16 protein-coding genes are annotated in these 15,765 nt (G+C 68.6%); 6 read left to right on the top strand and 10 right to left on the bottom strand.

What is annotated here, in order from left to right:
* Positions 1–2: 2 nt before the first annotated feature.
* Genes ACI3KT_RS10400 through ACI3KT_RS10385 form a run of 4 tightly spaced genes read right to left on the bottom strand, consistent with a single transcriptional unit; the run spans position 3 to position 5,996 of the window.
* The gene (locus ACI3KT_RS10400; RefSeq protein ID WP_292907243.1) at positions 3–809 is read right to left on the bottom strand and encodes an SDR family NAD(P)-dependent oxidoreductase; all 807 of its coding nucleotides are present in this window, start codon (positions 807–809) and stop codon (positions 3–5) included.
* Positions 806–2,035 (bottom strand): glycoside hydrolase family 1 protein, encoded by a 1,230-nt coding sequence (locus tag ACI3KT_RS10395; protein WP_292907245.1) that lies wholly within the window; start codon positions 2,033–2,035, stop codon positions 806–808. The genes ACI3KT_RS10400 and ACI3KT_RS10395 overlap by 4 nt, the downstream gene beginning before the upstream one ends.
* A gap of 38 nt (positions 2,036–2,073) precedes the next feature.
* A complete protein-coding gene (locus tag ACI3KT_RS10390; RefSeq protein ID WP_404904080.1) occupies positions 2,074–4,704 on the bottom strand; it encodes a family 78 glycoside hydrolase catalytic domain in 2,631 nt (876 codons plus the stop codon).
* Positions 4,701–5,996, bottom strand: coding sequence for an MFS transporter (locus tag ACI3KT_RS10385; protein ID WP_404904079.1), 1,296 nt, complete (start codon positions 5,994–5,996; stop codon positions 4,701–4,703). Before ACI3KT_RS10385 ends, ACI3KT_RS10390 begins: the two co-directional genes overlap by 4 nt.
* Before the next feature lie 159 nt (positions 5,997–6,155).
* Here ACI3KT_RS10385 and ACI3KT_RS10380 point away from each other — a divergent pair, with 159 nt between their 5' ends.
* Positions 6,156–6,764, top strand: coding sequence for a TetR/AcrR family transcriptional regulator (locus ACI3KT_RS10380; RefSeq protein WP_292907251.1), 609 nt, complete (start codon positions 6,156–6,158; stop codon positions 6,762–6,764).
* 98 nt (positions 6,765–6,862) lie between these two features.
* Positions 6,863–8,119, top strand: a complete 1,257-nt coding sequence (locus ACI3KT_RS10375) for an MFS transporter (RefSeq protein ID WP_404904077.1) — start codon at positions 6,863–6,865, stop codon at positions 8,117–8,119.
* Positions 8,120–8,129: 10 nt separating this feature from the next.
* Here ACI3KT_RS10375 and ACI3KT_RS10370 read toward each other — a convergent pair whose 3' ends face one another.
* Positions 8,130–9,170, bottom strand: coding sequence for an aldo/keto reductase (locus ACI3KT_RS10370; RefSeq protein ID WP_307294554.1), 1,041 nt, complete (start codon positions 9,168–9,170; stop codon positions 8,130–8,132).
* A 110-nt stretch (positions 9,171–9,280) separates the two neighbouring features.
* On the opposite strand from ACI3KT_RS10370, the gene ACI3KT_RS10365 reads away from it, so the two are divergent.
* A complete protein-coding gene (locus tag ACI3KT_RS10365) occupies positions 9,281–9,673 on the top strand; it encodes a VOC family protein (RefSeq protein ID WP_404904075.1) in 393 nt (130 codons plus the stop codon).
* Positions 9,674–9,770: 97 nt separating this feature from the next.
* Positions 9,771–10,406, top strand: coding sequence for a TetR/AcrR family transcriptional regulator (locus ACI3KT_RS10360; RefSeq protein WP_307294550.1), 636 nt, complete (start codon positions 9,771–9,773; stop codon positions 10,404–10,406).
* Between the two features lie 108 nt (positions 10,407–10,514).
* On the opposite strand, the gene ACI3KT_RS10355 is transcribed toward ACI3KT_RS10360, so the two are convergent.
* Positions 10,515–11,639 (bottom strand): Gfo/Idh/MocA family protein, encoded by a 1,125-nt coding sequence (locus ACI3KT_RS10355; protein WP_292907261.1) that lies wholly within the window; start codon positions 11,637–11,639, stop codon positions 10,515–10,517.
* The gene (locus ACI3KT_RS10350) at positions 11,636–12,460 is read right to left on the bottom strand and encodes a sugar phosphate isomerase/epimerase (protein WP_292907263.1); all 825 of its coding nucleotides are present in this window, start codon (positions 12,458–12,460) and stop codon (positions 11,636–11,638) included. Before ACI3KT_RS10350 ends, ACI3KT_RS10355 begins: the two co-directional genes overlap by 4 nt.
* Before the next feature lie 212 nt (positions 12,461–12,672).
* On the opposite strand from ACI3KT_RS10350, the gene ACI3KT_RS10345 reads away from it, so the two are divergent.
* On the top strand, positions 12,673–12,873 hold the full coding sequence (locus tag ACI3KT_RS10345) for a hypothetical protein (protein ID WP_404904073.1): 201 nt from the start codon (positions 12,673–12,675) through the stop codon (positions 12,871–12,873).
* Complete coding sequence (locus ACI3KT_RS10340; RefSeq protein ID WP_404904072.1) at positions 12,870–13,064, top strand: hypothetical protein; 195 nt, start codon at positions 12,870–12,872, stop codon at positions 13,062–13,064. Before ACI3KT_RS10345 ends, ACI3KT_RS10340 begins: the two co-directional genes overlap by 4 nt.
* Before the next feature lie 63 nt (positions 13,065–13,127).
* Here the strand turns inward: ACI3KT_RS10340 and ACI3KT_RS10335 are convergent, their stop codons facing one another.
* The 3 genes from ACI3KT_RS10335 to ACI3KT_RS10325 form a co-directional block, all read right to left on the bottom strand.
* A complete protein-coding gene (locus tag ACI3KT_RS10335) occupies positions 13,128–14,153 on the bottom strand; it encodes an alpha/beta hydrolase family esterase (RefSeq protein ID WP_404904070.1) in 1,026 nt (341 codons plus the stop codon).
* 73 nt (positions 14,154–14,226) lie between these two features.
* A complete protein-coding gene (locus ACI3KT_RS10330; RefSeq protein WP_292907275.1) occupies positions 14,227–14,406 on the bottom strand; it encodes a hypothetical protein in 180 nt (59 codons plus the stop codon).
* A partial coding sequence (locus ACI3KT_RS10325; RefSeq protein ID WP_404904068.1) for a glycoside hydrolase family 32 protein occupies positions 14,384–15,765 on the bottom strand: 1,382 nt, incomplete at its 5' end. The genes ACI3KT_RS10330 and ACI3KT_RS10325, both read right to left, overlap by 23 nt.

Below are 15,765 nucleotides of genomic sequence, written 5' to 3'. Positions count from 1 at the left end.
CGTCAGATCGTCTGGCCGGCGTCGGCGAGAAGCGTGCTCCCCGTCATGACCATCGACATGTCGCTGGCGCAGAACAGCACGACGCGCGCTATGTCGTCGGGCGCGGCGAGCCGTCCGATGAGCCCGGGGCGCATCACGGCCATCACGTCGACGCCCTCGGGGAGATCCGCCGCCGCGGCGGCGAGGTTCCCCTCGGTGGGCACGAACGTCGGAGCGACTCCCAGAACCCGGATGCCGCGCGGCGCGAGCTCGAGCGCCAGCTGCGCCGTCAGCCCTCGCACCGCATGCTTCGAGGCGACATAGGCGGCGAGCCCGGGTGCCGTTCCGCGGAATCCCGCGGTCGACGCGATGTTCACGATCACGCCGCCGTCCGGCATCCGCCTGGCTGCCTCTCGCGCACCGACGAAGACGCCGCGGGCGTTCACGTCGATCACCCTGTCCCACTGCTCGAGCGGCATGTCCAGCGCGGGCACGCTGGGGAAGACGCCTGCGTTGTTCACCCAGATGTCGATCTCACCGAGCTCCTGCCGAGCGCGCTCGGCAGCGGCGGCGACCGACTCCTCATCGGCGACGTCCATCTCCACGCCGACCGCGTGCGCATCGTGCTGCTCGCTGACGGCCGCCGCCGCCGTAGCGGCACGGTCGAGGTCGAGGTCGGCGATCGTCACCCGCGCTCCGGCCTCCACGAGGCGCTGGGCGATCGCTCTGCCGAGCCCCTGCGCGCCCCCGGTGACCAGCGCATGCCGTCCATCGAGCGAGAGGAGATCGGCGACAGTCGTCGCCGAGACATCCGGAAACGGGTGACTCACGCGGACACCGCCGTCGGCAGCGCACCACGGCTCGCGACCTGACCGAGCCACGCGAGGCTCGGCTTGGGCGAGCGCGCGAACGTCTCGCGGTCGACCGCGATGAGGCCGAAGGTGGGCTCCCAGTGGCCCCACTCGAAGTTGTCGAGCAGCGACCAGTGCAGGTACCCGCGCACATCGATGCCGTCGGCCATGGCCGCGTGCAGTCCGCGCAGCGCTTCTTCGGTGTACCGGATCCGCTGGGTGTCATCCGCCGTGGCGATGCCGTTCTCGGTCACGAGGATCGGCACTCCTCCGGTGATGCCCCAGGCGTGACGCACCGCCATCTGCAGCGCGTCCGGTCGGAAGGCCGTGCCCACGAGGGTGTTGTCCGGATGCGGCGGGTGCGGCACGAGACCGCGCGCGTCCACCTGCTGCGTCGAGTACGCCTGCACACCGACGAAGTCGTCGCCGCGAGCACCCTCCCAGTACACGTCCTCCTTGCCGTAGCGGATCTCGAGGAGCTTCTCCTCCCCGCCCGGCGCCGCCGTCAGCGCACCGGCCGCGATCGTCCAGCCGACCTTCGCGCCGGTCCTCTCGCGCACGATGTCGCGCGCGCGGTGATGGATCGACGTGAACAGGCGTCCGATCTCGGGGTCGGCGTAGGTGAGGAACTCGCCGTGCGACTGCTGCTCTCCGTCGCCCTCGACCGTCGGGCTCTGCCACTGCCCCGACGGCGACTGCTGCATCCGGCGCATCGCCGTCATGATCGCAGCCTGCATGTTGGGCTCGTTCATCGTGACGACCCACTCGACGCCCTCGAGGATCCGGGTCGCCTCGGTCGCGTAGCGGACGAACAGGTCGCCCGCGTCGGGGGCCAGCCAGCCTCCACGCTCGGCGAACCACTGCGGCGTCGTGAAGTGCTGCAGCGTGACCACGGGGACGACGCCGCGACTGAGGCAGAAGTCGATCATCCGGCGGTAGTGAGCGAGCTCGGCTCTCGAGAACCGGCCCTCGACGGGTTCGATGCGCGACCACTCCAGGCTGAACCGGTACGAGGTGAGGCCGGCGTCGGCGAGCAGCGAGATGTCCTCCTGGTACCGGTGGTAGCTGTCGACGGCGTCGCCCGACGGCTCCATTCCCGGCATCGTGAGCTCGCGCGCCCACCAGTCGCTGTTGACGTTGTTGCCTTCGATCTGATGGCCCGCGGTCGCAGCTCCCCACAGGAAGTCGGTCGGGAAGGTCGTCATGTTCATTCCTCTTCGTTCAGTGCTCTCGTTGCGTTCGATCAGACGGATGCCGCGAACCGGGCGACCGGCGCCGACACGGTGTGCCGACCACGGGAGACCCGATGCGCGGTGCCGTCGGGAAGACGGATCAGGGCCGTCGTGAGCGGCGGGATCTCGACGTCGACGACCAGTTCCTCGCCGTCGATGCGCCACTCGACACCGATCGGCCCCTGCGGCCCGTGGTGCGAGCCCCGGGCCCACGTGAGGTCGCCGCCCGGCACCGGCTCGATCTCGACGCTGCGCCAGCCGATCGAGTCGGGCGCCTGCCTGAGGCCGAGGGTGTGGGTGTGCAGGAACCGCACGACCGCGCCCTTGCTGTAGTGGTTGAGCGAATCATGGGCCTCGCCGTTGTCGTCGATGCCCTCCCAGTCCTCCCAGATCGTGGTGGCTCCGCGGTCGACCATGTACAGCCAGGACGGGGCGGTGCGCTGCAGCAGCAGCCGGTAGGCGGTGTGGGCGCGACCGTGGTCGGCGAGCACGGGCAGCAGATCGCCGGTCGACAGGAATCCGGTGGACAGGTGATGATCGGCGGTCTCGATCAGCTGCACGAGTCGGTCGACGGCCGCGGCACGCATCCCCTCGGGGACGAGGCCGAACGACAGCGCCCGCACGTACGCGGCCTGAGAGTCGGTCGCGGTCGTGCCGTCGTCGCGGAGATAGGCGCGCTGCCATGCGTCGCGGATGCGCCCGGCGAGGTCGGAGTAGCGCGCCTCGTCGTCACGACCGAGCACGGATGCGATCTGCGCGAGCGTCGACACCGAGCGGAACAGGTAGGCCGTCCCGACCTCTCCCTTGTCGGCCATGAACCAGACCATGGGGTTGTGCGCGATCGGGTCCAGACGGTTGCCGTCAGCATCCTTCGGCTTCGGCTCGGTCCACTCGCCCCAATGGAACGTGCCGTCCCACAGGTACTGCTCGAACGACTCGGGGGCGCTCTGCATCCGGGCATGGTGCCGGGTGGTCGCGGCCTTCTCCAGCGCCCACTCCACCCAGCGGACCATCGCATCCCAGTTCTCCGCGAGCACCTGCTCGTCACCGTACGCCCGGTACATCTCCCAGGGCACGGCCACGATCGCGTCGCCCCATCCGGCGGATCCGGTCATCATCGCGAACTGGTCGTCGAGATGATGCTTGATCTGGCGGCCGTCGGGCGAGAAGTTCGCGATGCGCCCGTCGTCGAGCTGGTCGTCGCGCACCGAGCGGAGCCACTTGCGGGTGAACCCGTGCACGTCGTACAGCCGTGTCGCGGTGGGAGCGAACACCTGGTAGTCGCCCGTCCAGCCGATGCGCTCGCGGGTCGGGCAGTCGGTCGGGATGTCCACCGCGTTGCCGCGGAAGCTCCAGTCGGCCATCCGGTGCAGCGTGTTCAGATCCTCATCGCTGCACGCGAACAGGCCCGTGCGGCGCAGGTCGCTCTGCACGACCTGCATGCGCGCAGTGGCGGGGTCGAACGGCTGGCCGTCACGCGTGATGCGCACGTACTGGAAGCCGTGCACGGTGTGACGGGGCTCGAACACGTCTGCACCGCCCGCCGAGATCACCTCGTCGCGCTGCACGAACACCTGCACGGGCTCGCCCGGTCTGTGCGAGTCGAGGTGCGCGGTCGACAGATCGCCGTCGGCATCCACGTGCTCGCCGTACTCGAGCACTGTGCGCGTTCCGGCTGGGCCCAGCTCGTCGAGCCGGACCCGACCCGAGGCGTTCTGCTCGAAGTCCAGAACCCACACCCCGTCGCGCACCTCTCGAGCCTCGGCCGCCGCGCGGGTCTCCACGACGCGCACCGGCGGAGCCGGCGACCACGTGACCGGCGGAGCATCGACCGTGTCGACGCTCACGGGGCGCGGTGCGCCGACGGCCGTGGTCAGATCGGTGCTCTGCCCGTCCATGAGATCGGCGCGGATGACGGTGGAACGACTCGAGGTCCACGAACCGTCGGTGGCGACAGTCAGGTGCCGGCCGTCGGCGAGGTCGACGTGAAGCTCGGCGCGCGCGGCCACCGTGGTGCCCCATGCGGCCGGGATGCGGAACGCGCCCACCTGGCCGCGGAACCAGCCGTCCGACAGTTCTATCTCGACGCGATTCGCTCCGTCGCGCAGGAGGTGCGTCACGTCGGCGGCCTGGGCGTGCAGGGTCTTGTCGTACGACGTCGCTCCCGGCGCCAACTCGACATCGCCTGCGCGCTCGCCGTTGACTGCGGCCGTGTAGACCCCGAGCGCAGTGCTGTAGAGCCGGGCGCGGACGACGTCGCCCATCAGCTCGAACGCGGTGGCGAGGAGGTGCGCGGGCCGGCGGCCGTAGCCGGCATCCGTGGTCTCCTCGGGGCTGATCCACCGGGCGGTCCAGTCCTCGTCGAACAGCCCGGCCTCAAAACCTGACCAGTCGGACCACAAGCCCGCTTCGCCGACACGCCAGACGACCTCGGCGCGGCTGGTCAGCGGCGCCCACGGCCAGGCGACGAACCGATGGCCTTCGACGATCTGCGGCTGCTGCCGCCGACCGTCGACCACGGCCTCGATCTCGAACCGGTCTGTGTCGCCTGTGGGTTCCCAGGAGAGTCGCGGTGTGCGACCGGAGATCGCGAGCGCTCCCCCGCCGCTGTCGATCGAGAGGCGCTCTGGAGCGCGGGTCATCGGACGGCCTTCACCTTCAGGAACACGATGAGTCCGCCGACGAGGGCGAACACGGCGCCGGTGAGATACAGCAGGGTGTAGTTCTTGACGTCGGCGACAGCGCCGATCGTGATCACCACGGAGGCGATCAGCGGGGCGACGGCGCTGGGGATCTTCTGCGCGAAGGCGACGATCGCCATGTAGCGTCCGGTCTCGGCGCGCTCGGGGATGATCGCGAAGATGATCGCCTGGTCCACGGTCGCGAACACCGCGATCGCGAGCTGCATGAGCACGGCGCCGATGATGAGCTGCGCCAGCGACCAGCTCGTCGCCTCGGTGAGCGCGCCCGCCACGAACAGCAGGGCGGAGATCATCACGAACAGCCGACGGCGCTGCAGCTTGTCGGAGAGGAAGCCGCCGAGCAGCGCCCCTCCCGCTGCGGCGACGACGCCGAGCATTCCGATCGTCGCCACGACACCCGCGACGTCGCGGACCTCGAGATCGAGGCGCTGCGCGTAGAAGAACGTGCCGAAGGTGGTGTTGAAGTACAGGCCGATGAAGAAGACGAACCGGCCGAGCCAGTTCCACGCGAAGTCCGGGTACTTGCGGATGTTGAATCCGTAACCGGCGACCAGTTCGCGAACCGTGACCCTGGTGCCGACCGGGAGTTCGCGAGAGCTGCCCTCGGGCTTGATCAGCGGAAGGAGCGCGAGGAGGACGGCGCCGATCACGCCCGGCACCACGAAGACGAGGAGCGTGCTCGACGACACGGCGTACGCGACGCCGATGCCGAGAACCGGCGCGATCTGCGTCATCAGCCCCGTCAGCGCGGAGACCTTGCCGCGCTGCCGCTCGGGCAGCTTGTCGGCCTGGATGTTCTGGATCGCGGCGCCGGCGATCGACCAGCCCGACATGCCGAGCACCCAGCCGGCGCCGACGATCAGCAGGTTCGGGGCGAGCCCCATGACCACGAGACCCGCGAGGCCGATCACGACGCCGAGGAAGATGAAGGGCGAGCGCCGCCCGAACCGCGATCGGGTGCGGTCGCTCCAGATCCCGATCATCGGGCTGAGCACGAGGTAGATGACCTGTGCGGTTCCGGTGATGTAGCCGAGCACCTCTTCGTGTCCGGGTGCCAGTTCGGCGATCCGGACCGCGATCCCGTACGACAGCGGCACCATCATCGCCATCGAGGCGCCGAAGCTCGCGAGCATCAGCCAGAAGATGTACGACCTGCTCACCGGACTCTGCGGCTCGTCAGCGGTTGACACGGGCGCGGCGGTGTCCTGCGAGTCGGGATCTTTGATCGTCACCGTGGCTCCTTCGTTGGATGGTGACCCGCAGCGACGCGGGCTCGGCGGGTTCGGGTTCCGCCATTCAAACAGTAACCACGTTGGTTACTTTTCCAGAACTGTAACCGACTTGGTTACTATTGGCAAGACGCCGATCGACTTCGGCAGATTGGCAGGCGCATGACGAACACCGCGACCGCACCGAAGTCCCGCCGGGGACCGTACGCGTCCACGCCCGCCCGCCGCGCGGAGATCGTGCGCGCCGCCCTCGCGAGCATCGCGGAGCACGGGTACGAGCGCGCGTCGCTGCGCGACATCGCCGCGCGGGCCGGCGTGACGCACGCGGCGCTGCTGCGCCATTTCGCGACCAAGGACGATCTGCTCCTCGCCGCCCTCGCCCAGCGCGACGCCGACGACGAAGAACTCGCGCAGCGCATCATGCAGTCGAAGGTCTCGGCCGAACGGGTGCTGTCGAGCGTCCTGGCCGAGGAGTTCGCGCACCCGGAGCACCAGCGCAACTGGCTCGCGGTCACGATCGCCGCGACGAACCCCGAGCATCCCGCGCACGACTTCTTCATGGCGCGCAAGGAGCGCATGCGCCGCGAGTTCAACAAGCGCGTGATCTCGGTCATGGGCGAGACCGACGAGCTCTCGGCCGACGACAAGGTGACCATGGTGCTCGCCATGATCGACGGCCTGCGCATCCAGGCGCTGCTCGACCCCGGGCTGGCGGTGCTGCCGCTCATCGAGACGTTCATGCGCATGATCGCCTCTCCCGAAGAGCGCTGATCGGAAGACGGCATCCGCTCTCCGTTCTCCGTTCTCCGACGGCATCCGCTCTCCACAGGGCCTGAACGCTGCCCCCGCTCACCGCTAAAGTGGCGGGCATGTCTGCACCGACCCCGACGCACGTGAGCGCCTCGGCGACCCCGACGCCCGCGCAGCGCCGGCTGATGCCATGGCTGCTCCTCATCAACGCGGCGATGCTGACCGGGTTCTCGGGGTTCATCGTGATCTTCCTGCCGGATCAGATCCAACAGATCGACGCCGCGAACAAGGTGGGGAACCTCGCGATCGTCTCGGCGGCCGCGTCGGTCGGCGCGATCATCGTGCATCCTCTCGTCGGCGCGCTCTCCGACCGCACCCGCAGTCGATTCGGGCGCCGCGCCCCGTGGCTGATCGTCGGCGGCGTGACGGCCGCCGTCTTCATGATCGCGATGTCGCTGGCCACCGAGCTGTGGAGCGTCCTGCTCGTCTACGTGATCCTCACCGTGGGCCTCAACACGATCGGCACCGCCCAATCGGCGGTCGTGCCCGATCGCCTTCCGCGCGAGCAGTTCGGCGCGGCATCCGGCGCCCTCGCCGTCGGCGCGTTCATAGGCATGGGTCTCGGCGTGGGACTCGCTGGTGTCTTCGCGAACAGCGTCGGAATCGGCTACCCGGTGTTCGGGGCGGTGGTGCTCGGGGTCTGCGTGCTCTTCACGATCTTCAACCGCGACGAGTCATCGCTCGACATGGCACGCGAGCCGTTCCGCTGGAAGCGCTTCTTCGCGAGCTTCTGGGTGAGCCCGCGGACGTTCCCCGACTTCTGGTGGGCGTTCGGCGGCAGATTCCTGCTGATCCTCGCGTACCAGAGCGTGCAGTCGTATCTGCTGTACATCCTGCGCGACTACGTCGGGCTGTCGGATGCCGAGTCCACAGCGCTGAGCATGCCGCTCACCGCTGCCATGCTGGTCGGCGCGCTGCTCACCGCCTATGTGACCGGCAAGATGAGCGACCGTCTGAACCGGCGCAAGATCTTCGTGCTGATCGCGTCGGTGATCATGGCCGCGTCGCTCGTGATCCCACTGGTCGCCCCGAGCGTCGTCGGCATGTTCGCCTTCGCCGGTCTCTTCGGGCTCGGCTACGGCGTCTATCTCAGCGTCGATTCCGCTCTCATGAACGAGGTGTTGCCGACAGCGGATGCCGCAGCGAAGGACCTCGGCATCCTCACGATCGCGACCACTCTGCCGCAGGCTCTCACTCCCCTGATCGTGTGGGCGCTGATCGCCCTCACCGGCAGCTACACCTCGGTCTTCCTCGCAGGAATCGTCTTCGCCTTGGCCGGCGCTCTCACGGTGCTGCCGATCCGCAGCGTGCGCTGAGGCTCAGGGCTCAGGACACCGAGCCGCCGACGGGAGCCGCGAACTCGTCGAGCGCCGTGATCACGTCGCCGGACAGCGAGACCTGGCTGGCCGCCACGGCATCGTCGATCTGCGAGGTCCGCGAGGCGCCGATGATCGCCGTCGTGACCACGGGATCACGCAGCACCCACGCGATCGCGAGCTGCGGGATCGAGAGCCCTGCCTCCTGAGCGATGCGGTCGATGCCGCGGATCCGGTCCAGGTAGCCGTCGGTGAGTGCCGAGCCGTTCAGGAAGAAGCTGTTCGCGGCGCGCGAGTCGGCCGGCACGTCGCCGTCGATGTACTTGCGGGTGAGCAGCCCCTGAGCGAGCGGAGAGAAGACGGCGCTGCCGACGGCGAGTTCGCGCAGCAGCGGAAACAGTTCGGCCTCGGGAGTGCGGTCGAACAGCGAGTAGCGCGGCTGGTGCAGCAGCAGCTTCACGCCCTGTTCGGCGAGCAGGTCGTAGGCCCGCTTGGCGAGCGGAGCCGGATAGTTCGAGATGCCGACATAGAGAGCCTTGCCGCTGCGCACGATGTCGGCGAGCGCGGTCGTCGTCTCTTCGATCGGGGTATCCGGGTCGACCCGATGCGAGTAGAAGACGTCGACGTAGTCGGTCTTCATGCGCCGAAGACTCTGCTCGAGCGAGCGCACGAGGTATTTGCGCGATCCGCCGTCGCCGAACGGCCCCGGCCACATGTCGTAGCCCGCCTTGGTCGTCACGAACAGCTCATCGCGATAGCGGGCGAGGCCGCTGTCGAGAACCGCGCCGAATGTCGACTCCGCGGATCCGTACGGCGGGCCGTAGTTGTTCGCGAGGTCGATGTGCACGACCCCGCGGTCGAAGGCGTGCAGCACGATCTCGCGCTGGCTGTCGAACGAGCGGTCGCGACCGAAGTTCTGCCAGAGCCCGAGCGAGACCTTCGGCAGCTGCACGCCGCTGGCTCCCGCGCGCTGGAACGGCACGTCGGTGTAGCGGGTGGCCGCGGCCTCGAAAGGACGCGCGAGCCGGGAGTCGTCAGCGGCGATGGGCATGGTGCTCCTCGGGACGAGAACGGGGGTGCTTCAGGATAGCGTTTTCTCCCGCGGCTCCGCCGGGTGTGACACCACTGGACAGCCCGGCCCGATCGGCGGATGCTGATTCCATGACCGCCTTCCAGAGCACGCACGCCTTCAGCGGATTCAGCGTCGACGACATCGACGCCGCCCGCACGTTCTATGCCGAGACTCTCGGCCTCGAGGTCACCACCAACGCGATGGGGTTCCTCGACATCCATCTCCCGTCCGGTGCATCGATCCTCGTCTACGCGAAGCCGAACCACACTCCGGCCAGCTTCACGATCCTGAACTTCCCCGTCGACGACGTCGACGCCGCGGTCGACGACCTCAACGCCCGCGGAGTCGTCACGAAGATCTACACCGACCCCGACTTCGGCACCGACGCCAAGGGCATCGCGCGCGGCGGCGGCCGAGGACCCGACATCGCGTGGTTCACCGATCCGGCCGGGAACGTCCTCTCCGTCCTCGCCGCCGCCTGAGCGCCGTCTGCCGGGCGCCCTCCGACGAGCCACCAGCGCACTCGCACGCAATAACCTCCACCTGGAGGTTTTCCGCCCGGCTCGGTATCATCGGGACATGACCGACTCGCCTGAGGATGCGCCCGACGCAGAGGCGCGCCCGAAGGGGCGGTACCCGAAGGGCATCGCCCGGCGTCAGGAGATCCTCGACAAGGCGATCGAGGTGTTCGCGCGCCGCGGCTCTCAGAAGACGAGCCTGCGCGCGATCGCGCAGGAGGTCGGCGTCACGCATGCGGCCCTGACTCACTATTTCGGCTCTCTGGAAGAGCTGCTCGTCGAGGTGTACCGCGAATCGCAGCACAAACCGAGCAAGGAACGCCCGTTGCCCGCCGACGCGAGCCCCGCGATGGCGATGAGCATCGCGGCAGAGGCGAACCGCGAGATCCCTGGACTCGTGCAGTTGTACTCGACCCTCGTCTCGATGGCGCTCGAGGACAACCATCCGATCGCGCAGCGGTTCGCCACGGAGCGCTTCGGGCAGCTCCGCGCGGAGATCGCGGAACAGGTCGGACACCTGCAGGCATCGGGGCATGTGCGCGCCGATCTCGACCCCGTCCTCGTCGCCGCCCTCGTGATCGCGGCATCCGACGGCCTGCAGATCCAGTGGCTTCTCGACGACGAGGTCAATCACGAGGCGGCGCTGGAGATGCTCGACCGCCTGCTCCGGGGCATCGCTCCGGCATCCGACGGCTGAGCCGATCGCCGACGCCCGATCCCGACCGACACCACCGACGAGGCCCGAACGCAGAAGACCGCGGACCCGCCCTGAGGGCGGACCCGCGGTCTCGTTCTACGGCCGACCTCAGAGGGTTGCGGCGAAGGGGTCGAAGCCCTCGGGCAGCAGCGGCACCGGGGCCACGGTGCTCTCGACCACCACGGTCTGCCCCGTGGCCGCCGACTCCTGCGCGGAGAGCAGGATGTCGAGCACGTGGTATCCGAGTTCACCGGATGCGACGTGCGGACGCCCTTCAGCGATCGCACGGACCATGTCGAGAGCGCCGAGACCGCGACCGATCTTGACGTCCTCGTGCTCGATCTCGATCCACTCCTGCTCGAACGACATGCCGTCGCGGATGACACCCAGCGGCTTGACGTACGCGATGCGGCCGGCGAACTGGTTCGGGTCGGGGATCACGATCGTGCCCTCGGTGCCATGGATCTCGACGATGCCGTGACGCTCCAGCGCGGAGTCGAAGCTCAGCAGGCTCTGCGCCTGGGCGCCCTGCTCGAACGCGGTCACGATCTGGATCGTCGAGGGCACCTCGACGGGGAACGTCGTTCCGGCGTTGGGTCCGGTGTGGATCTCGCGCTCCTCACGAGCCTTCGAACCGACGGCCGCGATGCGGTCGACGGGGCCGAGCAGGCTCACGAGAGCCGAGAAGTAGTACGGCCCCATGTCGAGCAGCGGGCCGGCGCCCTTCGCGAACAGGAAGGCGGGGCTCGGGTGCCAGAGGTCGGGCCCCTGGGTCTGGAACGCGGTCTGCGCGAACAGCGGACGCCCGATGACACCGTTCTCGATCGCTCGACGAGCGGCCTGGAAGCCGGGTCCGAGCAGCGTGTCGGGAGCCGAGCCGACACGGAGACCGGCAGCATCCGCCTCACGGAGCAGCTCTGCGGCGCCCTCGCGGTCGAGGCCGAGCGGCTTCTCGGTCCACACGTGCTTGCCCGCGGCGATCGCCGCGCGCGAGACCTCGACGTGGACGGCCGGGATCGTCAGGTTGATGACGAGTCCGACGCCCGGGTGCGCGAGCACGTCTTCGGCGCTGCCGAATGCCGGGACCCCGTACTTCTCGGCCTGCGCCTGCGCGCGGTCGACGAGCAGGTCGCCGACGATGAGGACCTCGACGTCGGGGAACGCCGAGAGGTTCTCGAGGTAGGTGTCGCTGATGACCCCGACGCCGATGATGCCGATGCCGACCGCGCTCATCGGGAGAACCCACCCTCGATGAGGAAGGAGTAGCTGGCAGCGATGTCGGCGAAGACGTCGCCCGGAGCCTTGTCGTACTCGATCACGGCGTACTGGAGAGCGGATGCTGCGCGCAGCGCGTCGGCGAGGGGCACATCGCCCGTGCCGGCGTGACGCTGGTCGAGGCTGTCGGAGCCGAACTCCGCGGCACCGGGAGCGAACGGGTTGCTCGCGGGGGCGATGCCGTCCTTGACGTGCGCGGCGACGAGGCGGTCACCGAGGCGCGAGACGAGGGCAGGGACGTCCTGTCCACCAGTGAGGGCCCAGTAGAGGTCGAGCTCGAGCGCGACCCGGTCGTCGGTGAGCTCGACGAAGCGCTCGTAGGCCGTCTGGCCATCGAAGTCGGCGACGAACTCCTGCGCGTGGTTGTGGTAGCCGACCGTGAGGCCGAAGCCCGCGGCGGTGTCGACGAGCGCGTTCAGGCGGTCGGCGATGTCGGTCACGCCCTCGAGCGTGAACCAGCGCTCGGGTGCGACGAACGGGTCGATGACCGTCTTCAGCCCGACCTTCGCGGCTGCCTCGAACACGACCTCCGGAGCCGGCGTCGGGATCGAGCCGTCGGGCGTCCACAGCTCGTCGGAGAGCAGCGGGGCGTGGCCGGTCGGCGAGGCGAGGCCCGAGGCGTCGAGCGCCGCGCGGATCTCGTCGGGACGGCGGACGAAGTCGAAGGCCTCGACGTTGCGGAGGCCGATGGCGGCGAGCTTGTCGAGCGAGCCTTCCATGTCGGCGGAGAACTCCGCTGCGAGGGTGTACAGCTGAACCGAGGTTTCTGGCAGGGCCACGGTGACCTTCCTTGCTTGTGAGAACGAGGGGCATCTTCGCTGCCCTGCGGCCAGGCTAGCAGAAAACCTCCATGTGGAGGTATCTAAATCTCGGGCACGGATTCTGCGGGTCCCGCCGGCAAGAAGCGAGCGTCGCCTACAGCCCAGGTATGACTCGAATCTCATCCCGCGGCACGATGACACAGGACACCCCGAGCGACGACGCTGGAGTCATGCCAACCGCAACCCCGAGGAAGACGCCCACGACCACCCTGGTCTCCGCACACACGACAGCCCCTCACATCGGCCACCTGTCCTACGGCGCGCTCGCCTACGCCGCAGGAACACTGATCCAGGTCGGGACCACGTCGACGCCGTACATCAGGACTCTCGATATCGCTGCCGGAGCCACCCTCGGAGGCCGGTCGCGATGACCGTCCTCCGATACGTCGGGGTCGGCGCGCTCGCCGTCGTGCTCGCGGTCGTCGAGGCATTAGCCCTCGTATTCACCGCGATCGTCATGGCCCTCATCGTCCTGGCCGCCTTCATCGTGCGAGCGTGCGTTGAGGCGGCGGAGCGCCGGCGGCTCCGCCGCAGGCGCCCCACGGGCATCGTCGCAGTCTGAGTCGGAAGCCCCATTGCGGGACGCCGGCGATGCCGACCCCGTGTCCGCGTACCGAGAGCACGCTCAACCGCGGCGCGGATGGGCTTTGAAGAACTCCCACATCGTCTGCGAGGCGTTGATCTCCTGCGTCGTGGCACCGAGGGCGGAGAGATCCACGTCGGTTCCCGGCCAGGTATGCCCGCCTTCCGCCACCTCGTAGACGACGACGTCTGCGTGCGCGGCGCAGTGCGACCAGGAGTACGCGGTGATGCCCTCACCGGCCGAGGCGACGGCCGGCCCCCGGCGGCACTCGTTGAGCGCGGCCCAGCGCTCGGCCGCCAGTTGGACGCTGTAGCCCCAGCGGGGATCGGAGTTTCCCGGATACGGGTTCACGAAGTCCGCCGTCCCGTGGAACGACACCACCGCAACCGGTCTCTCCGGCGTGCATGACGCGGCGACGGGCGCCGAGAGCGCTTCGGGATCAGGACGACCTGCCCGGAGCCCGGCCACCGGGGCGATCGCAGCGAACACATCCGATGCCTCGCACGCGAGTGCAGACGCCATGCGTCCGCCGCCGGAAAACCCGGTGGCGAAGACACGGCGCTCGTCGACGCAGCCGGCTGCGTCGACCGCGTCGACCACTGCGCGGAGGAACGCGACGTCATCGCGGGCGCCCTCGGGCGGATACGTGCCGGAGGTGAGTGGGACGCCCGGCACGTTCCAGGCCCAGTTACCGTCTGGGAGCGTCTGCGGGAACTCGAGATCACCCGTCGGATTGACGACGATGAAGCCGTTGGCAGCGCCCACCTGGCCGAGATCCGAGATCTCGGCCTGCACGCCTCCGTTGGCATTCGAGCCGTGAAGGTCGACGACGAGCGGGAGTTCGCGACGCAGCGGCGCCTCCGGCACTTGGACGAGAACGTCATACGCCTCTCCCGCGAAGGTCACGTCGAGCGTGGACGCGCCGACCGGCAGCTCGCGTTCGCATGACCGACCAGGTCGGGCATCGGCGCTCGCGGGTGCCACGGAGATCACCCCACCTGCGGTCATCGCCACCACGAGTCCCGCAGCCAGCAGCGCGCGGGCCCACGGACGTGTCACCTTGATCATCGGAGCTCCTTTGCTCTCGAAATACCGAGCGCCTGCTCGGGTTTGAGAACGTATCAGCGCAGAAATCGAGTTGTCAACCGTGGAGCCCGAGCCCCGGACCCGCGTTCGCGGGACTCCGGCGAACCCGCTCGGTCGATTCACGTCCGTTCTGCACGATGTCGATCAGCGCCTCGCCGATGACGAGCACCTGCAGTGCGGAGCGGTCGCCGAGCGGGATCGTCGGCGTCGTGTCAGCGGGAGAGTGGTTCGACACGCAGGCTCCCGAACGGCTCGCGCGGGAACACCTGCTCGGTCATGGTGACGAGGCCGTCTCCGGCGTAGATCTCGACGATCATGCCGTCCACCACGATGAGCAGGTCGAGCGAATCGGTCGTCCCGTTCGGCAGGGGCGCCCAGTCCACAGACGGGAAGCTCTCGTGGAACGCGATCTGGCCGCTGGCCGTTCGGTCGCAGGAGATGCTGCGGTCGTCGCCGTCGATCGTGATCACCAGTCGCTCTTCGTTCACGCCGGACAAGACGACGGCGTGCCGATTTCCGACACCCGACGGCACCGAGAGTTCGAAGACCTGCAGACCTTCGACTCCCCTCGGCAGCACGGGACGCTGCGCGATGCGATGCACACCGTCGGCCGAAGCGATCAGTCGGATCTCCCGCACGAGGGACATCGACGAGCGCCAAGGGGATGTGGGGGTGACGTTCGCGTAGTCCCAGTTGCTCGCCCAGCCCACCATCAGCCGTCTTCCGTCAGGGGCATCGTTGAAGGAGACCGCCGCGTAGTAGTCCCGGCCGTAGTCGAGCCAGTCGAAGTCCGCGAGGTCGTTCGAATCGACGAGGCGCTCGGGGACGAACGAGGCTCCGTCGAAATCTCCGACGAAGTACTGGGTGCCCGATCCACCCGCGATCCCTCCGGGATTCATACTGACGATCAGAACCCAGCGCGTGCGCGTCGTGCCCTCGACGATCAGCGGGAACAGGTCGGGGCATTCCCAGACGCCGCCCACGGCATGCGCCGGCCCGAAGTCGGACGCGAAGGTCCAGTGCCGCAGATCGGACGAGGTGTAGAGCACGACCTTCTTCGCGACGGCTTCGACCGCGACCATGACCCAGTGGCCGTCGTCGCCGCCGTACCAGAAGACCTTCGGGTCGCGGAACTCGGCCGAGCCGATGTCGAGCACCGGGTTTCCGGCATAGCGTGTCCACGTCTCCCCCTCGTCCAGGCTGAACGCCAGGGACTGGGACTGCGAACCGTCTTTCGCGCTCGTGTAGATCGCGACCAGGGCGGTCTCCCCCTCTTTCGCGAAGCCGGCTGTGTTCCGCGCATCCACGACGGCGCTGCCGGAGAACGCCATCTCGTCCTCGGTGAACGGGATGGCCAGATCCTGCTCGGTCCAGGTGACCAGATCGGTCGATGTCGCGTGCCCCCAGGAGATGTTCCCCCAGGTGGTGCCGTGCGGGTTGGTCTGGAAGAACAGGTGGTACGTGCCGTCGTGATGGAGCAGGCCGTTCGGGTCGTTGAGCCACGAATACTTCGCGGTGAAGTGCGCGACGGGTCGCAGCGCGGCGGTATCGGTGGTGGGGATGCTTGTCACGGGCTTTCCTGTGGCTTTGGGGG

This window comes from Microbacterium sp. ZW T6_19, assembly GCF_044987465.1.
Classification (GTDB): Bacteria; Actinomycetota; Actinomycetes; order Actinomycetales; family Microbacteriaceae; genus Microbacterium; species Microbacterium natoriense_A.
The sequence above is the reverse complement of the archived record's forward strand: the minus strand, read 5'-3'. Positions and strand labels throughout refer to the sequence as shown.